Origin of the sequence: Tabrizicola piscis, from assembly GCF_003940805.1 — a bacterium.
In the GTDB taxonomy this organism is placed as follows: domain Bacteria; phylum Pseudomonadota; class Alphaproteobacteria; order Rhodobacterales; family Rhodobacteraceae; genus Tabrizicola; species Tabrizicola piscis.
Map to the genome: position 1 here is coordinate 3,956,156 of NZ_CP034328.1, position 21,893 is coordinate 3,978,048.

13 protein-coding genes and 1 pseudogene are annotated in these 21,893 nt (G+C 59.9%); 10 read left to right on the forward strand and 4 right to left on the reverse strand.

The window, feature by feature from the left end; all coding sequences use genetic code 11:
• Positions 1-162: 162 nt before the first annotated feature.
• The 10 genes and pseudogenes from EI545_RS21855 to EI545_RS19225 all read left to right on the forward strand — a co-directional run.
• Positions 163-240: pseudogene (locus tag EI545_RS21855) on the forward strand (zinc-ribbon domain-containing protein); the annotation flags it as partial.
• Between the two features lie 6 nt (positions 241-246).
• Complete coding sequence (locus tag EI545_RS19185; protein WP_125326969.1) at positions 247-3,531, forward strand: adenylate/guanylate cyclase domain-containing protein; 3,285 nt, start codon at positions 247-249, stop codon at positions 3,529-3,531.
• Between the two features lie 106 nt (positions 3,532-3,637).
• Positions 3,638-4,573 carry a hypothetical protein gene (locus tag EI545_RS19190; protein ID WP_125326970.1) on the forward strand — a complete coding sequence of 312 codons (936 nt, stop codon included), beginning with the start codon at positions 3,638-3,640 and terminating at the stop codon, positions 4,571-4,573.
• Positions 4,557-5,045: a hypothetical protein gene (locus EI545_RS19195; protein WP_125326971.1), complete on the forward strand. Its 489-nt coding sequence runs from the start codon at positions 4,557-4,559 to the stop codon at positions 5,043-5,045. The genes EI545_RS19190 and EI545_RS19195 overlap by 17 nt, the downstream gene beginning before the upstream one ends.
• 3 nt (positions 5,046-5,048) lie before the next feature.
• The gene (locus tag EI545_RS19200; RefSeq protein WP_125326972.1) at positions 5,049-7,040 is read left to right on the forward strand and encodes a GMC oxidoreductase; all 1,992 of its coding nucleotides are present in this window, start codon (positions 5,049-5,051) and stop codon (positions 7,038-7,040) included.
• A complete protein-coding gene (locus EI545_RS19205; protein ID WP_125326973.1) occupies positions 7,037-8,131 on the forward strand; it encodes a ferritin-like domain-containing protein in 1,095 nt (364 codons plus the stop codon). Before EI545_RS19200 ends, EI545_RS19205 begins: the two co-directional genes overlap by 4 nt.
• A gap of 388 nt (positions 8,132-8,519) precedes the next feature.
• Complete coding sequence (locus tag EI545_RS19210) at positions 8,520-10,703, forward strand: hypothetical protein (protein WP_164517349.1); 2,184 nt, start codon at positions 8,520-8,522, stop codon at positions 10,701-10,703.
• A 214-nt stretch (positions 10,704-10,917) separates the two neighbouring features.
• Complete coding sequence (locus tag EI545_RS19215; RefSeq protein ID WP_245990189.1) at positions 10,918-11,847, forward strand: PRC-barrel domain-containing protein; 930 nt, start codon at positions 10,918-10,920, stop codon at positions 11,845-11,847.
• 277 nt (positions 11,848-12,124) lie between these two features.
• Positions 12,125-13,225 carry an efflux RND transporter periplasmic adaptor subunit gene (locus EI545_RS19220; RefSeq protein WP_125326975.1) on the forward strand — a complete coding sequence of 367 codons (1,101 nt, stop codon included), beginning with the start codon at positions 12,125-12,127 and terminating at the stop codon, positions 13,223-13,225.
• Between the two features lie 10 nt (positions 13,226-13,235).
• A complete protein-coding gene (locus EI545_RS19225) occupies positions 13,236-16,313 on the forward strand; it encodes an efflux RND transporter permease subunit (RefSeq protein WP_125326976.1) in 3,078 nt (1,025 codons plus the stop codon).
• Positions 16,314-16,422: 109 nt separating this feature from the next.
• Here EI545_RS19225 and EI545_RS19230 read toward each other — a convergent pair whose 3' ends face one another.
• The 4 genes from EI545_RS19230 to EI545_RS19245 form a co-directional block, all read right to left on the reverse strand.
• Positions 16,423-17,160, reverse strand: coding sequence for a hypothetical protein (locus EI545_RS19230; protein ID WP_125326977.1), 738 nt, complete (start codon positions 17,158-17,160; stop codon positions 16,423-16,425).
• A complete protein-coding gene (locus EI545_RS19235; protein WP_245990191.1) occupies positions 17,160-18,533 on the reverse strand; it encodes a metal-dependent hydrolase family protein in 1,374 nt (457 codons plus the stop codon). The genes EI545_RS19230 and EI545_RS19235 overlap by 1 nt, the downstream gene beginning before the upstream one ends.
• Positions 18,534-18,933: 400 nt before the next feature.
• The gene (gene cueR / locus EI545_RS19240) at positions 18,934-19,404 is read right to left on the reverse strand and encodes a Cu(I)-responsive transcriptional regulator (RefSeq protein WP_125326979.1); all 471 of its coding nucleotides are present in this window, start codon (positions 19,402-19,404) and stop codon (positions 18,934-18,936) included.
• Positions 19,401-21,881, reverse strand: a complete 2,481-nt coding sequence (locus EI545_RS19245) for a heavy metal translocating P-type ATPase (RefSeq protein ID WP_245990193.1) — start codon at positions 21,879-21,881, stop codon at positions 19,401-19,403. Before EI545_RS19245 ends, cueR begins: the two co-directional genes overlap by 4 nt.
• Positions 21,882-21,893: the final 12 nt, after the last annotated feature.

Sequence of the window (21,893 nt, forward strand, 5' to 3'; positions counted from 1 at the left end):
TGGCCATTGTCAAAGACAAATACCGTGATATTGATATGTTTGTTGAAGGCTTGTCGTCATTCTGTGGATAAAGGCCTGCTGTTTCAGAGCAGTTGAGGTCTTTGCGGCCTGATTGCTTTGAAGGGTCGGCCGAATTCGGTTGAACGCCTTGGGGGGTCTGCGTTGCTGTGCCCGAATTGCGCTACAGACAATCTTCCGAATGCAAAGTTTTGTCAGGAGTGTGGAAACAAGCTTGCCCGCGTTTGCATGACCTGTGGTGCGGAAGCCAAGCCTGAAGCGAAGTTCTGCATAGACTGCGGCGCGCCCTTCAATCCCGATGCAAGGTACAATTTGCCCGACGCCGCAGCTTCTTCCGAGAAGGCCTTGGCGTCGAGCCGTGAACAAACGGACCCTGCCGATGTCCATGCCGAGCGGCGCCAAGTCACCGTGTTGTTCAGCGATCTTGTCGGATCGACTGCGATTTCCGGGCTGCTTGATCCCGAAGACTACCGCGAGCTGATCGCGCAATACCGCATACTCGTTACCGACATAGTGGCAAGGTACGATGGAAGCGTTGCGAATTTTGTTGGCGACGGAGTCGTTGTCTATTTTGGCTATCCGGCCGCGCATGAAAGCAGCGCCTATGCCGCTGCCCTTGCAGGGCTGGACATCGTCGATGCGGCACCCGGTATCGGACGTCTTTTCAAGGACTATGATCTGCAAACCGAGGTGCGCGTCGGTTTGCATACTGGGTTTGTGGTTATCGGACAGACCGGCTCTGGCATCCATGAAGAGAAACGTTCGCTGTTTGGCGATACCCCGAACATTGCCGCCCGCATTCAAGCCCATGCCAAAGCGGGGCAGACCTTGGCGTCAGCATCGACGCGGCGGCTGATCGGGTCGCAATTGGTGTTCAAATCGCTTGGTCTGCAAGCGCTGAACGGAGTGCGCGAGCCGATCGAACTGTTTCAGGCGCATCGGCCGACGACGGCATCGGCCTTTATCGAGAGCCACACCCTACATCCAAAGACACCGACGATCGGCCGCCATGCCGAGATAGCCCTCGTCGCAACCCGCTGGAATGACGCGATCGAGGGTGACGGGCAGGTCATGGTGATCTCCGGCGAGGCGGGGATAGGCAAGTCGCGGATTGTCTTCGCGATGGACCAGGAGTTGGCCGAGGGGACCACCAGCCGATTGGCGCTGTTCGGATCGGTGATCCATAAGAATAGCGCCTTCTACTCGGTCCGATTGGCGTTCGAGGCCTTGCTGGGCTTGGCGGACTCGGATTCGATCGAGTTCAAGCGCGAAAAGCTGTTGGTCTATCTCGCCGACCTGAAGCTTGATCCGGTTCTGGTTGGCGAACCGATCTTGGAACTTCTGGGCGTTCCGGATGCTACGGGCATGGTCCGGCCGCCGTCATTCCCAGAACGCGAGAAGACCAAGATCATAAAGGCGCTCTTGCAGCTTTGTGCTGCGATGTCAGAGCGCAAGCCCCTGTTGATGCTCATCGACGACGTGCATTGGATCGATCCTTCAACGCTGGAATTTCTGTCGCGCTGGATCGAAGCCATGCCATTGCGGCGCTGTCTGATGTTGATCACCGCACGCCCGGAGTTCGAGTCGCCCTGGAAAAACCTGGCGCATGTCTCGGCACTGGAACTTAACCGGTTGGGCCGCCGCGAGTCGATAAAGCTGATTGAAAGCATTGTTGGCAGGCCCATGCCCGAGCCGTTGATGCAGCAGATTGTTTCAAGAACGGACGGCGTGCCGCTGTTCATCGAAGAATTGACCAAGATGATCGTTGAGGCAGGCTTTCTGGAAGGCACTGCCGATTTCAGAGAGGATCTGTTGCATTCCATCCCTGAATCGCTGCAGGCCTCGCTTCTGGCACGCCTTGACCGCATGTCCGAAGTCAAGGAGGTGGCGCAAGTCGCTGCCGCCATAGGCCGAACCTTTCAGCGTCCACTGTTGGCGCGCGTTCAAGGCGGAAGCGACGCGCTGGTTCAGGCCGCACTTACAAAACTGATTGATGCTGACCTGGTAGTGCCGGTTGGCGACCATGGGGACGAACCGACCTACCGCTTTCGCCATGCCCTTGTGCAAGAGGCGGCCTATCAGTCGATGTTGCGTGTCTCGCAAGTCAAATGGCACGGCAAGATTGCCGAGGTGCTTGAACGCGATTTCCCGGACACGGCCGAACGCGAGCCAGAGCTGCTGGCGCATCATTTCACGTTGGCCCGCAACCATCTGAAGGCTGAGACATACTGGTTCACCGCGGCGCGCGTGGCCATGTCGCGGTCAGCTTCGGTGGAGGCAATCGAACATCTGCGTCAAGCGCTGGCAAATCTTGCACACAGCCCGGCCACAGCTGAACGCGACCGTCGTGAATTGGACCTTCAAATTGCGGTCGCAGTTCCGCTGGCCTCGGTGCACGGCTACGCCCAGGAGAAAGTCCGAACCGCCTATGCCCGGGCCCGCGATCTTTGCGGCCAGTACGGCGAGACCGAAAAACTGTTCATGGTCGTTTATGGCCAGTTCCGTTCGGCCTTGATCGGGGGGGAATATGCAAGTGCCCTCGAACATGCCGAACTCCTCGTGTCGCTCCTCGATGGTCCGGACAACCCCGTTCTGACGGCTGCCTCTCTGCGTTCATTGGGGTCGGTACTGATCTACCTGGGTCGGCCGCATGACGCGATGATCCATCTTGAGCGTGGTCTGAAAATCGAACTGACGATGGAAGATCGTCGGCACAGTCTTGGCTTCGATGTCGTGGATCTGCCGGTCGCTCTGCACGCCTATTCGGCCATCGGGCACTGGCTTGCAGGATCCAGCCATGCCGCGCGGACTGCAATCGAGAAAGCGCTCGTGCTTGCGCATGAAACGGACCATCCGTTCTCCATTTCATTCTCGTCAGCATTTGCCAGTTGGGTCTATCAATTCCTGGGCGACGAAGCGGCGCTCAAGAAATGCTCGGCAGATCTGATTGCCTTGTCGGAATCGAACACGTTTCATTTCTGGCTTGGCTGGGGACGCATCATGAATGGCTGGGCGAGGCGGGAGGAACTGGGTGACACTACGCTGGACGTCATTGAACAGGGCCTAGCAGAATGGCACGGCACGGCTTCGGGTGTCGGCTCAAGCTACTTTGCATACCTGCATGCCGATGCAGCGCTTTATCTGAATCAGTTTGACAAAGCCCGTGAATTGATCGGCGCGGCTCAGTCCTTTGAAAGAACCAGTGGCGAGGCGTTCTGGCGCCCTGAATTGATCCGCCTGAACGGCGAAATTGCAAATCGAAGTGGAGACTTAGACTCCGCGCAGCAATTCTGGCAGCAGGCCCATGACATCGCGGCAGAAACTGGCATGCGATTTCCGCAGCTTCGGGCTGCGGTCAGCATCGCCCGTGCAGCCGATGGACCGTCAGGCCGCACTCATGCGGTCGAACTGCTGGGGAAGGTGTTGTCGGAACTCGAGGAAGACAGTCAGGCCGCCACCGATGCGAAAGCGCTGCTGCGGGCTTTGGAACAACAGGGGAGTGGACCGGAATGACTTATCAAGTTGCAACCTGTCTGGGGAACGCAAGCACGACCAAACGCCGCATGCGTCTTCGATACGTCAAAGCGGCCGGAAATTGGTTTAGCAAGGGGCACATGTGATGACCAAGCCAAAAGAGAGTCCGGGTAGGGGTCAATTGCCAGAGTCTGGCATTATGCCGAAGTTGCCACAGCAATTCAGTTCGTTTCCATTCTATTACGCCTCCCTGCAATGCCAATGGATCTACTGGTACACCTCCGTGGAAGCGGCAGAGCCCTACGTAAAGGGCACTGGACTGCGCGTTGCCCGCTTCCCCGTCAAGAATGAGAAGGGTGAAGATGAGGACCGTGCCGTCATTGTCCTCAATTTTCAACGCTACACGTCGCACTACAGCAACGGCCTTGGCACAACAAACGAGGTTGAATTCAACCTTTTGGCCTACCCTGCCAATCGGGTTCCGGGCGTACCAAAGATGCCGCTGTGGGAATATCTGTATGGCAATGACCAGACTGAGACGATCGGCCACCTAAGGCTGCATGTGGCCGCAGACAACAAAGTTGCCGTCGAAGCCGGGCGCGAAGTGTTTGGTGAGCCGAAGTTCTATGGGGTCTTCAACTACGAAGTTCCATCGCTCAATGCCCCAATGTCGACCGGAATTCCGCCAACGCAAATACAGAAGTGGCGGATACAACTTGTCAGCCCCGACGACCCAGATGATTTCGTGTACCGATTGCAGTCGGACTTCACCGGGTATCAGTGGACCAAGACCGACTCCACGCCGATTCCGGAGTTTGCAACTGGGCTTGGTCGAACCGTTTGGACGCGATGGACCATTGTGGGGTTGTTCGACACAGCAATTCTGACAGGCGCGCAGGCAGCTGGCATAAGGCTTGAGATCGGCAAGAACGATTTTCCAATGACCAAGGACATGCGCGCTTTGTTCAAGGATATGACGCCGGTTGCTGCGCAGATTTTTGAAAGTCCTCCCGCCTGCATAGAGCCGCGAGGTTTCTATATGGATGTATTGGATCAGGATCACAATGATGACCGCACCTGAATTCGAGTATGGCATCGATGACTTTGTCGCGATCAGTACTGTCCTTACCGGCTACTCAAGGGCGGAGCTGTTCGGAACTGGCTGCGCAGATGAGTACTGGCATCAATTCCGTCGCGTCGTACCGGACCATATCCTGATCGAATTTTTTAATGGTGCGGCGAAACTTGAGCGGTTGCAGGAAACCGATCCACAGGCTGTCGCGTTGGAGATAAGATCCCGCTACCTATCAAGCGAAAAGCTCGGGCCTCTTGCGCGGACCTTGATTCAGCTTTGGTATCTCGGTCAATGGGTTCCATTGCCACCTTCATGGCGCAGCCGGTTTGGGGCGTCACGGTTTGATGTAGCAAGAGTCATTTCCGTGCTCGCCTACAAGGAAGGGTTGGTCTGGGATGCAATTGGCGCGCATCCAATGGGTGCCAAACAGCAGGGATTTGGATCGTGGGCGGAAGCGCCGCCAAAAGGTGGGGTTTAGACCATGAATGTACCTCTGGATGACGAAGAGACCTATGACGTGGTCATCGTCGGCGCCGGGATTGCCGGGGGCATCCTGTCCAAGCAGTTGCTTGCAAAGGGGCGCCGCGTCCTGATCTTGGAGGCGGGCGCTGATCATGGCGATGATTGGCAAACCTACCGTGGCTATCTTGACCAATTCTACCTGAGCCTGGCAAAGGTTCCGAATTCGCCTTACCCGAATCTTCCCACTGTGCCTTCGCCTACGGTGCTTGATATTTCTTCCGTGCATGGCACCGCGCCGGACAGCAACGGCTATTTTGTTCAACGCGGGCCAATCCCATTTGGCAGCGATTACCTGCGTGCCTATGGCGGCACGACACTTCATTGGCTTGGAACATCTCTGCGCATGTTGCCCGCAGATTTTGAGACTGCAACCCGCTACGGCCAAGGTCTTGATTGGCCCATCACCTACAAGGATTTGCTTCCATATTACGAAAAGGCCGAGTGGGAGATCGGAGTATCGGCGGAGGTTGAAGACCAGACCCCGGAGGCTTTGGGTATCCATCTGGCGCGTCCAAGTGACGCCCATGGCTATTTCTCGGAAGACTACAAGTTTCCGATGCATGCGATTCCGTGCTCCTACAGTGACACATATTTTGCGAAGGGTGTTGATGGTACCCCGATTGCGACGGGCTATCGACCCGATTTCGCCGATGAAGCGGAACCAGGTCTGGATTTCGTGAAAATCAGAGTTGCAAGTACTCCGCAGGGTCGCAATTCGGTTCCGCGCGTCCCAGTCCAAGAGGATGATGGGTTCAATGTAGGCGGTGAGCGCGTAGAGCCCTTTCAGCCACGCGGGGCAACCGGATCCTTTGCATTCAAGGGGCAACGCTGCGAGGGCAATTCTGCCTGTATTCCGATCTGTCCGATTCAGGCCAAGTATAACGCCATGAAAACCTTGGCAGATGCCCGGGCATTGGCAGAGACCAAGACTAGAAAACCCACTGATTCAGACGATACAGACAAGTCTCCAGCGCGGATCGCTGAGATCGAGAAGAGTTTCAAGATCCGGACGCAAGCCATTGCAACACGCGTCGAGTTGGACGTGAACGGCCGGGTTAGCGGTATTGTCTACAAGTCGTACCTGTTCCCGGGCGTGCCGCAGTATGAATTGCGACGGGCGCGTGGGAAAACTTATGTTCTTGCAGGCGGTGCGATCGAAAACAGCACCTTGGCGCTGGCCTCGGGACTATGCCGATCAAGTCAGGAACTTGGCCGCAATCTCATGGACCATCCCTACATGATGGCCTGGGGGCTGGCGCGAGAACCGATTGGCGCCTTCCGTGGGCCCGGTTCAACCGCTGGGATCGAGTCGTTCCGCGATGGTGCGTTCCGTGACCAGAAGGCTGCGTTCCGCTTGGAACTTGGAAACTCTGGTTGGGATTTCGCAGCAGGCGCCCCGTACTCTGATGTAAAGAATCTGGTTGAGGGAGACAATCTTTTCGGGCCGGAGTTGCGGAAGAAACTCTATCACGATGTGCAACGTCAGGTTCGAATTGGCGTGCTGGTCGAACAGATGCCGGATGCTTCCAACAAGGTGACCATTGATCCGGCCTATGTCGACGCCATGGGTGAGTTTCGCCCCGTGATCAGCTACGACATCTCGGATTACTCTCGCGCAGGCTTGGCCTTCGGGCACAGCGCCTGCATGCAGATTTTTCAGCGGCTTGGTATAAAGAACTTCACAAACTATAACCCGTCTGACAACGGCTATCTGACATATGATGGCAGTGGCTACACAGTTTATGGTGCCGGGCATCTGGTAGGCACCCACAGGATTGGCAACAATCCCAAGACGTCAGTGACCCGCCCCGATATGCGCACTCATGACCATGACAATTTGTGGATGGTGGGCTGCGGATCAATGCCGACGGCGGCAACGTCCAATCCGACTTTGACCATGGCCGCTATGGCTTTTCAGGCAGCCGAAGCAATAGACAGGGCGCTCGCATGACCGGAGACAAGGCATTCAAAGAGGATCGTCAAGAACTTTGCGACCTGCTGCAGTTTGCGCTGATGGTAGAGCTTTCGACGATACCCCCCTATGCAACCGCCTGCTATTCAATCAAGGAACAGGGGCAGTATGACCGAAGTTCACCCCAGATTGTGAACGCCGAGCCCATCGAGGTGATCCGGCAGGTCATGGTTGAGGAAATGCTTCATATGGTGCTGGTGGCAAATGTCATGAATGCAATCGGATGTTCTCCGATCATGACTGATCCGAAGCAGTTGCCAAGGTATCCGCAAAAGCTTTTGCGCGACAAGGGCCCGGAACTCAGGTTGCGTCGCTTTGATCGTGCGCAGGTCAAGTCCTTTAGGGAAGTGGAACGGGCTGTCGAAGATCCTGCCAAGGCACGGAAAGGCCAGTATGATACGATTGGTGGGTTTTACATTTTCGTCAAGGAACGCCTGAAGGCCGCAATCAAGACACATGGTGAAGGTTCGATCTTCATTGGCAATGCCGACCTTCAGATCGGTGCAAGTGACTATTATGGGGCAGGTGGCACGATCATTCGGGTCATAAACGAGGAATCGGCCCTACGCGCTATCGACAAGATCATGGACGAGGGCGAGGGGGCCAATCTTGGCGGGATGGCGGGCGACGGCGACCGGATCCCAGGCCCGATCGGGGAAGACCGAATGGACGTTGCCCATTATTTCAAGTTCAACGAAATCCTACACAGCCGATACTACCGGCCGGATGATCTTCATGACGCTCTGCCAAGCGGCGAAGATATGGTTGTGGACTGGAGCGCTGTCTGTCCGATGCGAGATGATCCAAGCTCACAGGATTATGTTGGACTTCCCGACATCCAGGCGCTGTCTGACAGCTTCAATGCAAGCTACAGCGCCTTGCTGCATGGGTTGGAGGCAGCTTTCAGCGGGAACAAGGATCAACTGCGCTCCCTTGTGCCCGTGATGTATCAGTTGCGCGACCGGGCGCAGAAACTTATGCGTGTCCCCTTGCCTGGCGTGGTTCCGACGGCAATGGCTGGGCCCACCTGGGAATACGTCGCGCCGCAAAAGACGACTGTGCAGGATTGAGGACGGCAAGAGCCACTAAGGCTGACGATCTGACTTCGTGGTTCTGGAAGGGATTACCGTCAGGTCAGATAGTTACGGAAAGGTCGCCGTCCGTCTCATTCGCTGCGGTGTGGCAAGGACGCAGTTTATCAGGTGCAGCAGGTACCACACCAGTCTACCCCGCATCTGCAGCAATCTGCATGGCAGCTCGCCCGTGTCTGGGTTGACCGGGCTGTCGCTGAAATTCATACTCGGGGATGCGTCCGTTTCCGAGCTGCGAAATCCAATCTAGGTAGAACGATGGACGAAATGATCGCCGATAGGTTGCGGCCTGTTTTTCGCTGATCAAAGAGGAAGGCCCGCCATGAAGCTTTGTTTCATTGTCCTGTTTAGCTCTCTTTGCGCAACAATGGCAACGGCTGATACTGTCGGGACTTGGCCCTTCCAACCTGAAGAAGATACATTTGAAGACAGCGCCGCTTTGGACCTTTCTTACCTGAACGAGGAAGTGGCAGGCCAAAGCGGCTTTGTCGGTCGGTCTCCGGATGGCGCTTCGTTTGTGCGGGGCGACGGCACTCCGATCCGGTTCTGGGCGGTAAATACCGATGTCGCCAGAAAGGGACTGGACGAACTCCGGCAGCATGCGCGCTTCCTTGCGAAGCGCGGCGTCAACATGGTCCGGCTGCATGGCCAGATAGCGCTGCAGGGTCAAGCGGGCAGTCAGATTGCGGCGATTGACTTGGCCGAGCGCGACCGATTGTGGCAACTGGTCGCGGCCATGAAGGAGGAGGGAATTTACACCACCTTCAGTCCCTACTATCCCCATGCGGTCCAAACGGAGACGGCCCAGGACTGGGGTGTTCCAAGGGATAGCGGTGGGCTGACTGGGCTGATCTACTTCGAACCAGCCTTGCAGGAAGCGTACAAGAACTGGCTGCGTGAGACGCTTATCCCTGTAAACCCCTACACCGGTCTTGCGCTCAAGGATGACCCTTCGCTCGCCATCGTTCAGATGCAGAATGAAGACTCGCTTCTTTTTTGGACTTTTGGGGGCATAAAGGGGCACGAGGCATCGTTGCTGGGCACTTTGTTTGGACAGTTTCTTGAAAAGAAATATGGCTCTTTGGCCGTCGCAAGAGACGCCTGGAATTGGAGCGAGGCTCCGGGACCGATTGATGGAATGCAAGACGACTGGGACAAGGGTGTTATCGCCCTTTCAGACATCTGGTATCTGACGTCTGACGGCGACGTTGGGTCTGCAGAGGTTAGGCTTCGTGACCAAGCCCAATTTCTGACCGAAACAATGCGAGAGTGGCATGCCGAGATTGCACGCTTCTTGCGCGACGATATTGGCGCCCGGCAATTGTTCAATGCTGGAAATTGGCGGACAGCAGACGACGTCGCGATGGACGATCTGGAACGCTATGCCTACACCGCTGGTGACGTCATTGGTGTGAATCGCTATGTCAGTGCTCTGCACGAGGGCGAGCATCAGGGCTGGGCGATTGTCGCTGGGGATGTCTTTCGCGAAGACGGTTTGCTCACCCGACCCTTGGACCTTCCCACAACGCTCCGACAGCCGGTTGGTCATCCTTACATGATCAGCGAAACCCTTTGGGTGCCGCCAATGTGGCAACAGTCAGAAGGCCCGATCCTGATGGCGGCATATCAGGCGCTGACAGGCATGGATATCAGCTATTGGTTTTCCATCGACGAGACCCAATGGAGCCCCCCGCAAAGTGCAAATGGCTATTTGCCCAGCGTTGGCAAATGGGAGGTGGCGACACCCCAGCAAATCGGCGCTTTTCCCGCCGCTGCCTTGATCTTTCGCCTTGGGCTGATCGATGAGGCGCTGCCGGTCGTCATCGAGCACCGCAGTCTGGATGACCTTTGGTCGCGGGCAGGGCCACTGGTTGTCGCGCGGCAAGGCTATGATCCGAACCGCGATTTCAGTCTTCGTGAGACTGATTTGCTTTCACGGTTTTTGGGGGCCTCACAAGTCAGTGCTTACAGTTTTCTCGTTGGTCCAGTTCAGGTCGCATTCGGCAGCGAGACTCCGGATTTTATCCACCCGGAGCTGGAAGGCCTTGTCGACAGCGAAAATCGTGTTGTCACTAGCCTTACGCGACAGTTGATCTGGGATTGGGGGCAGGGTGTCGTGACGCTTGATGCACCGCGCGCGCAAGGCGTTTTGGGGGCGTTGTCCGCGCGACCTCGGATCGAATTGCAGGACGTGACGTTTGACAGCAAGGCGCCATACGCAAGCGTCGTCGTCGTCCCGCTGGATGGTGAACCGATTGCACGGTCTTCTCGCCTGCTGGTTCAGATCGGTAGCATTGCGCGACCGACAGGCTGGCGAGCATCACCCGTGCAACACGAAGGGGGCCCGGCACTCGTCGTCGAAGAATTTGGTGGCGCGCCCTGGCAAGTTGACACGATCGAGATGAGCCTGGCGGTCCGCAATCCCGGCCTGTCGCAGGCCACCGCGCTGGATGCGAACGGCATGGCGATGGGTGCGGTGGAAGTATCAAGAGCTGGTGGTTCCCTGACGTTAAACCTGCCGTCAGGCGCTCTCTACGTCTTGCTTAAATGACGCAGTCTGCCTCTGCCCTTGAGCCGTGCGGCTGCCCAGACGCCGGATGTAGGCCATCTGCCTCGGCTCGCCGGGCCGGATGCAGATCAGCCTGTGACCCTGCTTCTTTGAGCAGCTCATCAGCGGCCAAGGCCGCCAACCAATGAACGGATGATCGGTTCCGGGAAGGTAACGATCTTTTGTTGCCCTCGGCGACTTTCCGATCATTGCGCTTTTGGCGCGTCGATTTTGGAACCAACCGTCGCTGGCAACGTTCTTTCTCCGAGTGCCCCAATTGGGCGCTGTTCTGATAATCATGGAGAGTATGATGAAAAATCTGCTACTTGGGACCGCAATGGCAATGGCGCTTGGCACTGCCGCGTCGGCACAAGACATGTTCCGTGCCGAAATGGACCCAGTTGCTATTGCCGCGTCTGATTTCATTGGCAAGCGTGTTTATGCAGCCGAAACAGCAATTGACGCTGCGGAATATGCCGGTGTGCAAGATGGCTGGAATGACATTGGTGAGATCAATGACGTCATTCTGACCCGCGACGGCAATGTCGATGCGGTTCTGGTCGATATCGGCGGCTTTCTCGGCATGGGCGAACGTCAAGTCGCGCTTGGCATGGAGAACATCCGTTTTGTCGCTGACAGTGCAACGGCCGACGCAGCGAACGACTACTTCCTCGTGATCAACGCCGATCGTACGGTTATCGAAGGAGCGCCGGAATACATGCGCTCGGCCGACATGGGGACCGATCCAGCCGCCGCCCCGATGACGGATGGTGCAGCGGTCGATCAAGGGCAGGTTGTGGCGGCAGAGGGCACGACCGATGGTGCCGTTGAAGGTGGCATGGCGCCGATGGATGGCTATGCCAACGTCGATGCTGCGGGCATCACCGGCGACCAGCTGCGCGGCGTGCGCGTCTATGGTCCGAACGAAGAAGACTTGGGCGAAATCTCGGACATCGTGCTGACCGAGACGGGCGCTCCTGCCCAAGTCATCGTGGATGTCGGGGGATTCCTTGGCATTGGCCAAAAGCCGGTTGCGCTTGAAGTGACCGACTTGCAGCTTGTTCAGGCGACTGACGGCAGTGACCTTCGTGCCTATGTGCAGATGACGCAGGAACAGCTTGAAGGTCTGCCCAACGCGGAAATGTGATCCGTGTCATGACTTGCAGAAAGGCCCGCAACTTGCGGGCCTTTTTCACATGGGCGCTTGGGGAAGGGCAGGGCATCCAAGACCTTTAGGTTTGATCTCCGGGGCTGCCCTTTCCGCCAATACCGCAAATCAAATGCGCGCCGAGGGAAAAATTTGGCTCTGACTAGTGCAGATCGCGCATTCGACGATTGACTGTCTGAACTCTCCAGTCCAGTCAGGACGTTGAATCCAAGATCACAATCCCGGTCCGCAGCGACTGCAGAAACGGAGCCAGTCCATGTTCAAGCGACTTGTCATCGCGGTCGTCGTTCTGGGGATCGTGGTCGGCGGCATTGTATGGTTCAAGTACTTCCGCGATGGGATGATCGCGCAGTTCCTCTCGGGGATGACGCCACCTCCGGTGCCTGTGACCGCCGAAACGGTTGAAGCGGTGACCTGGCAGCCTGGGGTCGACGCCATCGGCACGGCGCTGGCCGCACGCGGGGTTGATCTGGCGATTGAATCCGGTGGGCTGGTCCGCGAAATCCTGTTCGCGGCAAACGACGCCGTGACGGAAGGTCAGCCGCTGGTTCAGATCGACGATGACAGCGAAAAGGCATCGCTCGCTGCGGCGCAGGCTGCTCTGGGCGTCGCGCAGACCGAATTGCGCCGCACCGAAACGCTGACAGCGCGCGGGGTCAATGCCGCCAACACCATGGAAAACGCCGAAGCGCAGACCGTAAGTGCGCGCGCCGAAGTGGCACAGGTGCAGACCGCGCTCGACAGCAAACGGATGACCGCGCCGTTTGCAGGCGTCATCGGCATCTCGCGGATCGAGGTTGGCCAGTATGTGACGCCCGGCACGATCTATGCCACCCTGCAGGATCTAAGCCAGATGCAGGTCGACTTTGCCGTGCCGGAACAGCAGATCAGCGCTCTCGTTCTGGGCCGCGAGATCACCGTCGCCACCGAGGTCGGCGAGTTCAGCGCTACGGGCCGGATCATCGCCATCGAACCGCGGATCGACCCGAACTCGCGCCTCGTGTCAGTCCGGGCCGAGGTCGACAATCAGGCCGGCAACCTTTTCCCCGGCCAGTTTCTGCGCGTCCGTATTGCCCTGCCGGTCGAGGATGGCGTGATCGCCGTGCCGCAAACGGCCGTCACATCAACGCTCTACGGCGATTCAATCTATGTTGTGCAGCCAGGAGAGGCAGATGACGAGCTGGTCGTCGATCAGGTGTTCGTCAAACTTGGCCGCCGGTCCGGTGCGCGGATTGAAGTGGTCGAAGGCATTGCGGCGGGCCAGCAGATCGTCACCTCGGGCCAGAACCGGCTGATCGACGGGGCAAAGGTCGTGGTCGACACGTCGGTCACCCTTGACGCCCCCGCCGACGAATAGGACCCGGATCATGCATTTTTCGGAAATCTTCATTCGCCGACCCGTCCTGTCGACCGTGCTGGCGGCGCTGATCCTGTTTCTGGGTCTGGCATCGGTTCTGAACCTGCCGGTACGCCAGTACCCCGAAGTCGAAGAGACGGTGGTGACCATCACCACCGTCTATCCCGGCGCTGCCCCTGACCTTATTCAGGGGTTCATCACGTCACCCATCGCGGCGGCGGTGTCGACGACGGAAAACATCGACTACATTACCAGCCAATCGCGGCCGTCGGCATCGGTCGTCACGGTCCAGATGAAGTTGGGCGCCGACCCAGACATCGCACTGACCGAGGTATTGTCGAAGGTTCAGCAAGTCCGCGGGCAACTGCCGTCCGAATCTGATGATCCGGTGATCGCCAAGGGCACAGGCGAAAGCTTTGCCCTGATGTACCTTGCCGTGCAGAACCCCAACATGACGCCGGAACAGCTGACCGAATATCTGGAACGGGTCGTACGGCCACGGATCACCAACATCGACGGCGTCGCGCAGATGGAAATCCTTGGCGCGTCACAATTTGCGATGCGCGTCTGGCTGGATCCTCTGGAACTGTCGGCGCGCGGCGTGACCGCGTCCGAAGTGCTGGCGGCGATCCGTTCTTCCAACTTCCTGTCAGCGCCGGGCAAGACCGAGAACGAGTATTTCACCTATTCGCTCACGCTTGAATCGACCATCCAGACGCCAGAGGCTTTTGGTGCGCTACCTTTGGTTCAGGGCGAAAACGGCGTGGTCCGGCTGCGCGATGTGGCAGACATCGAACTCGCCTCGGGCGCTACGGATGCCGTTGTGACCTTTGACGGCGAACCCGGCACGTTCATCGGCATCATCCCGGCCCCCGGCGAAAACCAGCTGGACGTGGCCACCAACGTACGGAACGAACTCCCCGGGCTTGTTGAGACCCTGCCGAGCGGCATGACAATCGACCTTGTCTACGATTCCACCGAGACCATCGCCGCCTCGATCAACGAGGTGTTCAAGACCATCGCCGAAGCGGTTGCCATCGTCGTGGTCGTGATCCTGCTGTTCCTTGGGTCGTTCCGGTCGGTGCTGATGCCCATCGTCACGATCCCACTGTCGTTGATCGGTGTCTGCGCGATCATGCTGGCCGTTGGCTACTCGATCAACCTGTTGACCTTGCTTGCCATGGTTCTGGCCATCGGTCTGGTCGTCGATGACGCCATCGTGGTGGTCGAAAACATCCACCGCCATATTGACGAAGGCATGACGCCGGCACAGGCCTCGATCAAGGGGATGAAGGAAATCACTGGCCCGGTCGTCGCCATGACCATCACATTGGCCGCCGTGCTTGCCCCGTTGGCCTTCACCGGCGGGTTGACCGGATCGCTGTTTGCCGAATTTGCGCTGACCTTGGCCGGGTCCGTGATCCTGTCGGGGATCGTGGCACTGACGATTACGCCGGCCATGTCAGCGCGTCTTCTGACCCATGGTGAACCCGGACGGTTCCAGCGCACCGTGGACCGGGTCCTGAACGGCCTTGCCAACTGGTATGAACGGCGGGTGTCATCGTCGCTGGACTACCGCCCCGTGACGATGCTGATGGTGCTGTCGCTGCTGGGGGCGACGGGGTTCATGTTCCTCAACACCTCAAGCGAACTGGCGCCCGAGGAAGACTCCGGCGCGTTGTTCGCCATTCTGAACGGGCCGCGCTATGCCACGCTGGACTACACCGCCGCCTTCACCGATGAGATCGCTGCCCGCACCAAGGATATCGAAGAGGTGCAGACCTCGTTTTCCGTCGCGGGGTTCGGCGGGGCCACGAACAGCGGCTTCTACATCTGGGCGCTGAAAGACTGGGCTGACCGCAGCCGTGGTCAGGCCGAGATTCAGCAGCAGATCCAAGCCAGCCTTGATGGCGCGCCCGGCGTGCAGGGCTATGTTTTTGCCCCGCCGTCGCTGCCCGGCGCGGGTGGTGGATTGCCGGTGTCCATGGTGCTGCAATCCATCCACGCGCCCGAGCGGGTGTTCGAAATCGCCGAGGAAATCCGCCTGAAGGCGCTGCAAAGCGGCATGTTCATCGTGTTGCAGAACAGCCTGTCCTTTGATGCGCCGCAGGTCCGCGTCATCATTGACCGTGACCGGGCGGCCAATCTGGGGGTGACCGTCAGCGAAATCGGCAACACGCTGGGCCTTCTGGTCGGTGGTGGAGCCATCGCGCAGTTCGACCGGGATTCCAACAGCTATGACATCATCACGCAGGTTCCCGCCTCATGGCGTGACAATCCTGAAAAGCTTGGCGAATTCTTCGTTCGCTCCGGCTCGGGCACCATGGTGCCGCTGTCGTCTGTCGTGACGCTTGACGCCGGCGTGACCGCCGCCTCGATCGAGCAGTTCAACCAGCTCAACGCCGCCACCCTGTCCGCGCTGCCGATGCCAGGGCTGTCTTCCGGCGCGGCACTGGCAGAACTTGAACGCATCGCTGCCGAGACTTTGCCGGACGGCTTCTTCGTCGATTACTCCGGCCAATCCCGGTTGGAAAAGACCGAAGGCAACACCATCCTGCTTGCCTTCGCGGCGGCAATTGTCGTGATCTACCTTGTGCTGGCGGCACAGTTCGAAAGCTTCCGCGACCCGTTCATCATCCTGATGTCAGTGCCGCTGTCGATCTTCGGTGCCGTGCTGCCCTTGTACCTTGGGTTGGGGACGCTCAACATCTACACGCAGGTCGGTCTGATCACGCTCATTGGTCTGATCACCAAGCACGGGATCCTGATGGTCGAATTTGCCAACCAGCAGCGCGAAGAGGGTATGTCGCGGCATCAGGCCATCGTCGCCGCCGCCAAGACCCGCCTGCGTCCGATCCTGATGACGACGGCTGCCATGGCGCTGGCGGTGGTGCCGCTGATCATTGCCGAAGGGGCAGGGGCCGCGGCACGTCAGGCCATGGGTCTGGTGATCTTTACCGGCCTTTTGATCGGCACATCCTTCACGCTGTTCGTGGTGCCGATGTTCTATTCGCTGATCTCTCGCAGCGACAGCTCGTACCTGCTGCACCGGAAATCGGTTGAAAAGACCTTTGGCGCGCCCGGCTGACCGGGGCAGGGCGCTGCCGACGCGACCCTACGCCCGGGTCGCCGCGGGCAAGTGAGATTTCCAGCGGTGCCGGGCGTTCTCCTGGCACCGGCCTGACGCAAAATCCCCCTCAGAACGTCAATGTCGCGCCAATGACCGGCCCGCTCATCGCCCCTTTGAACACCGTCCCGTCATCCGAATAGTCGACGTAAAGATGCCGCCACCCGACGGAGATATACAGTCGGTCCGAGGCTTGGTAGTTCGCCGTCAGCGCCACCTGCCAGGTCAGATCAGACCCAACCCCGAAACCGCCAACATCGACGTATCCCAGCAACGACCAGCGGTCCGCAAGCGGTGTGTTTACCCGCAGCGCAAGGATAGGGTCCACGAAACTTGCCCCCGGGGCGACGCTGATCGCTGCCGCCGGAACCGCGACCTGACCATCAAGGTCCCACGCGCGCAGACCGGCCATGGCGTCGACCGTTGTTCCACCACCCGCATCAAAGCGCTTCCCGGCTGCCACGGTCAACGACCGGAGCGTCACTTCCCCTGACGCCGGGGCACCCGGCGGTACAAGCCCTTCGCGCGACGATTTTGAATAGGTTAGATCGCCGAAAAACACGAGATCGCCACGGCGGGCAAACCCGGTTGCAAAGAACGCGCCATCCAGATCCTCAAGGATCTCGGAAAGCGATTTGTCGAAGGACAGCGTCGGCGCACCCGTGAAGGGGGTAAAGTCGCCCGTCACGCCAGCCCCCCAACCGTAAAGCGTGACCTGACCTGACCAGTCCTGCGCCTGCGCGGGGACGGTGGCGGCTGCGGCAAGGCCGATGGCTGCAACGACAGTTCGGAAGGCAGAGATCGGCATTACAGCTGCTCCTTCAAGATGCGCCCATCCTTCATGATGAGACGCAGGTTGGTGTCAGGGTCTGCGATAAAGGCAAGATCGGTCGCGGGATCACCGTCCCAGACCAGAACGTCGGCAAAGGCACCTTCGGCGATCACCCCAAGCTGGCCCTGATAGGGCGCGCGTTCGCCCGACATGGCCAGAAGCTCGCCAGCGGCGCCGGTCGCCATGCGCAGCGCCTCCAGCGGCGGCATGAACCGGGTCAGCTTGCCCAACTGGCGCCCCTGCGTTGCGGCACCGCGCGGGTTGAACAGCACATCCGTGCCGAAGGCCATATTGACGCCCTCGGCCTTGCCCTCTTGGAAAGCCCGCACCGTGCCGTCGGCCACTTGCTGTTGCTTGGCCTGACTGCGCGGGTCCGAATACTGGTTCGCATCTTCATCCGCGAGAAACGGCTGGATGCTCCACCACACGCCAGCGGCGGCCATCGCGCGGATCGTCGCCGTGTCGGCCAATTGCCCATGTTCGATCGACCGCACCCCGGCCTCAACACAGCGCATGATGCCTGTGGGGGTGTAGACATGGGCGCAGACATAGGTGCCCCAGTCTGCCGCAGCCTCTACAGCCGCCCGCATCTCGTCCAGCGTATACTGGGCCGTATCCAGCGGGTCATAGGGGGATGCCACGCCACCTCCTGCCATGATCTTGATCTGGCTAGCGCCCTTCATCAACTGCTCGCGCGTACGACGCAGCACCTCGTCCCGCCCGTCAGCAATCGCCGCGACGCCGGTCTTTTCCGTGTAGTCGGCTGGATTTCCTGGCATCCGTGGCAGCGCGTTCAACAGTCGGAAATCCCCGTGCCCCGAGGTTTGTGACAGCATTGCACCTGACGGAAAGATGCGTGGGCCCGCGACGGCCCCCTGATCAATCGCCAGCTTCAGGCCAAAGACCGGCCCGCCGGTATCGCGCACTGTCGTGAAACCCCGCATCAGCGTGGCACCCGCTTCGCGCCCAGCCATCAGATGAACCCAGCCAATGTCCTGCGTCAGCGCCGCGATCTGGCTGATCCCGACAAGCGTGGCGTGCCAATGGCAATCAATCAGCCCGGGCGTCACCGACCGGCCACCGCAATCAATCACCTCGGCCTCTGACGGACCTGTCCCGGTCGCCGGCAGACCGGTGATGCGGCCCCCCTCGATCACGATGTCACGCCCGCTTTGCATCGCCAGCGTGACGCCGTCGAAAAAGCGCAGATTGGTCAGCACGACCGGCCGCCCGGCGCTTTGCGCCCGCACTTCACGCGGTGCCAGCCCGAAGCCGGCAAACAGGCCCATGACTGCCGCCGCACCACCAAGCAATTGCCGCCGAGAAATATCAGCCTCGATCCGCTGCATCGCCGCCTGGGTTTCCGGCGCCCCACAAAGGCAGGGATTGATTACCGCCTGGCCGCTTTCGATCGCTTCACAACACGCTAGGCACATTGGGCAACATCCTCTCTGTTGTCATGACACCTACAGGTCTTTTGCCTCGTTATCTTGACGATGCCTGCAAGCCCCGCGTCGATCAAGCCCTTGGGACTGACCGCAAAACGCACGCAAGGTCCGGATTGCGGTCGTGACCGGGTGCAAATCACGAAGACGACTGGCAGGCATCTGGGAACGTAATTCAGGATGGTTCATTGGCAAGGCAGTGCCTGTGTCTCGTCAGGGCCTGAGCTTCCAGACGACCTTCGCCATTGCCGCATATGCCCTTCGGGCGTGGCGGTTGCCGCAACCAAGGCGGGGCGACCCCCCGTCAGTCCCCCCGACTGCCTAGCGTCGGAAGGGCAGGGGGCCGGTGCCTTCCTGACGGGGCGACAAGCGCTTGTCCCGTCGCCTCGCCCATGCCCAGATCAACCAGAATGGGGCAGTCGGGCCGGTGATCGCCGCAGCAGGCATCTGCCAGATGCTGAAGCGTGTCGGCCATCGCCTGCAGCTCGGCGATCTTCCGTTGCAGGCCGTCGATCTGCTCTTGCGCAAGGCGCTTGACGTCCGAACTGTGCCGCGACCGATCCCGCCACAGCGCCAGAAGCGCTTGAATCCGCTCGACCGGAAACCCCAAGTCGCGCGCGCGGCGGATGAAGCGCAGCATCTGCACCTCGGTCCCCGAATACAGCCGGTAGCCGGACTGGGTCCGCCCGGCAGCCGGGATCAGGCCGGTGGCTTCGTAGTAGCGGATCATCTTGGCTGATACGCCGGATGCTTTGGCGGCTTCACCGATGTTCATGGCTGGCTCCCTTGATTGAAGGACGGCTGGAAACGGCGCAGGCGCAGCGCGTTGCCCAGAACAAACACGCTGGACAGCGCCATCGCCGCTGCCGCAAAGACCGGCGACATCAGCAGCCCGTAGGCCGGATACAGCGCCCCCGCCGCCACCGGGATCAGCGCGGCATTGTAGATGAAGGCCCAGAACAGGTTCTGCCGGATGTTGCGCATCGTGGCCCGGCTCAGGGCGATGGCATCTGGAATGGCCGTCAGCCGCCCCGACATAAGGACGACATCGGCGGCATCGATGGCGATGTCCGTGCCAGTGCCGACGGCGATGCCGACATCGGCCTCGGCAAGGGCAGGGGCGTCGTTGATGCCGTCGCCCACGTAGGCGACCTTGCCCAGTGCCTTCAGGCGCTTGATCGCCGTGACCTTGTCTGCCGGCAGAACCTCGGCCACCACGTCGTCGATCTGCAACGGCCCGGCGATGGCTTGCGCTGTGCGGGCATTGTCGCCGGTGACCATCACCACCTTCAAGCCAAGCGCGTGCAGCGCCTGAATGGCTCCGGGAGTGGTCGCCTTCACCGGGTCAGCGACAGCAAGGATCGCGGCCAGTCGGTCGTCAATCGCTGCATAAAGGGGTGACTTCCCCTCGTCGCCCAGCCGAACCGCCTCGGCCTCGAAGGCTGTCACATCAAGCCCAAGCTGCGCCATGTAGCGATCCGCCCCGATCTGCACCCGCCGACCGCCGACCGTGGCCACGACACCCAGCCCGGTTGTTGAATTGAAGTCGGTGACCGCCGGGAGCACCAGACCCTCGGTCGCAGCCGCCGCGACAATGGCCGCTGCAATCGGGTGTTCCGACTTTGCTTCGACGGCGGCCAGTCGGGCCAGCACATCCGCCCGGTCAAACCCGGGGGCAAGGACCAGATCGGTCATCACGGGTTTGCCTTCGGTCAAGGTGCCGGTCTTGTCCAAAGCCACCACGGTGACGCCTTGCAGCGCCTGCAGCGCCTCACCCTTGCGAAAGAGCACGCCCAGTTCGGCCCCGCGCCCGGTTCCAACCATGATGGACGTGGGCGTGGCCAGCCCCATGGCGCAGGGGCAAGCGATGATCAGGACGGCGACGGCATTCACCATGGCCAGCCCCAGGGCCGGGCTGGGCCCGAAGATCAGCCAGACCGCAAATGTCAGCGCGGCAAGGCCCATCACCACAGGCACGAACCACAAGGTGATGCGGTCGACCAGCGCCTGAATTGGCAGCTTGCCGCCCTGTGCCGCCTCTACCATGCGGATGATCTGGGCCAGCATCGTGGCTTCGCCCACCGCCGTGGCCTGCATGGTCAATGCCCCGGTCTGGTTGATCGTACCACCGGTCACCTGCGCGCCGACCGTCTTGGCCACCGGCACCGGCTCGCCCGAGATCATGCTTTCGTCAACCCAGCTTTCGCCTGCCGTTACAACCCCATCGACCGGCACCCGTTCGCCGGGGCGAACCTCGACAGTGTCGCCGGGACGAACTTCGGCAATCGGCACTTCAACAGTCTGGCCATCGCACTGAACCTGCGCGGTTCTGGGCTGCAACCCGATCAGACGCTGGATCGCGCCAGAGGTACGGCCCTTGGCCCGCGCCTCCAGGAACCGTCCCATCAGGATCAGTGTCACGATGACAGCGGCGGCTTCATAGTAGACGTTGACCGTCCCCGGCGGCAGCAGCCCCGGCGCAAAGGTTGCGACCAGCGAATAGCCATAGGCCGCTGTCGTCCCGACCGCGACAAGGCTGTTCATGTCGGGGGCCGCCCGCCACAGGGCGGGATAACCTGTGCGGTAGAACCGCCGTCCCGGCCCGATCAGAACAAGGGTGGTCAGAAGAAACTGCACCAACCAGCTCGCCTGCATGCCGATGGTCTGCGCGATCAGGTGATGCACCGGCGGAAACAGATGCGCGCCCATTTCCAGAACGAAGACCGGCAAAGACAGTCCGGCGGCCAACACCAGATCGCGCCGCAGATGCGCCTGTTCATCGGCCTTGCGGGCTTCGGCTTCCGGATCACCGATGACGGAACGTTGCGCTTGATGCGCATCATAGCCGGCATCCTTGACCGCCTTGACCAACAGCCCGATGTCGGCCGCCCCACTGACCGTTGCCCGTTCGGTTGCCAGATTGACAGCCGCCAATTGCACGCCAGGCACCGCCTTCAAGGCCCGTTCCACCCGGGCCACGCAGGACGCGCAGGTCATGCCCTCAATCACCAGGTCTACGGGTTCAGCCGCAACCTCGTAGCCGGCATGGTTGATTGCAGCGACCAGCGGACCAAGGTCTGTCGGACCTGTTGTAGTCACCTGTACCCGCTCGGTGGCAAGGTTCACAACCGCCTGTGTCACACCCGGCACTGTGCGCAGCGCGCGTTCTACGCGCGCCACACAGGACGCACAGGTCATTCCTTGAACAGAGAGAGACAAGGTCTCGGCGTGGTCGGCAACGTTCGGTGTCATGGGGGCCTGCAT

What these genes read in the sequence shown, in the direction of transcription:
- EI545_RS19230 (WP_125326977.1), bottom strand. Translation starts at nt 17,160, where the DNA reads ATGCCGATCTCTGCCTTCCGAACTGTCGTTGCAGCCATCGGCCTTGCC.
- EI545_RS19190 (WP_125326970.1), top strand. Translation starts at nt 3,638, where the DNA reads ATGACCAAGCCAAAAGAGAGTCCGGGTAGGGGTCAATTGCCAGAGTCT.
- EI545_RS19185 (WP_125326969.1), top strand. Translation starts at nt 247, where the DNA reads ATGACCTGTGGTGCGGAAGCCAAGCCTGAAGCGAAGTTCTGCATAGAC.
- EI545_RS19200 (WP_125326972.1), top strand. Translation starts at nt 5,049, where the DNA reads ATGAATGTACCTCTGGATGACGAAGAGACCTATGACGTGGTCATCGTC.
- EI545_RS19220 (WP_125326975.1), top strand. Translation starts at nt 12,125, where the DNA reads ATGTTCAAGCGACTTGTCATCGCGGTCGTCGTTCTGGGGATCGTGGTC.
- EI545_RS19210 (WP_164517349.1), top strand. Translation starts at nt 8,520, where the DNA reads ATGGCAACGGCTGATACTGTCGGGACTTGGCCCTTCCAACCTGAAGAA.
- EI545_RS19235 (WP_245990191.1), bottom strand. Translation starts at nt 18,533, where the DNA reads ATGCAGCGGATCGAGGCTGATATTTCTCGGCGGCAATTGCTTGGTGGT.
- EI545_RS19205 (WP_125326973.1), top strand. Translation starts at nt 7,037, where the DNA reads ATGACCGGAGACAAGGCATTCAAAGAGGATCGTCAAGAACTTTGCGAC.
- EI545_RS19245 (WP_245990193.1), bottom strand. Translation starts at nt 21,881, where the DNA reads ATGACACCGAACGTTGCCGACCACGCCGAGACCTTGTCTCTCTCTGTT.
- EI545_RS19225 (WP_125326976.1), top strand. Translation starts at nt 13,236, where the DNA reads ATGCATTTTTCGGAAATCTTCATTCGCCGACCCGTCCTGTCGACCGTG.
- EI545_RS19195 (WP_125326971.1), top strand. Translation starts at nt 4,557, where the DNA reads ATGATGACCGCACCTGAATTCGAGTATGGCATCGATGACTTTGTCGCG.
- cueR (WP_125326979.1), bottom strand. Translation starts at nt 19,404, where the DNA reads ATGAACATCGGTGAAGCCGCCAAAGCATCCGGCGTATCAGCCAAGATG.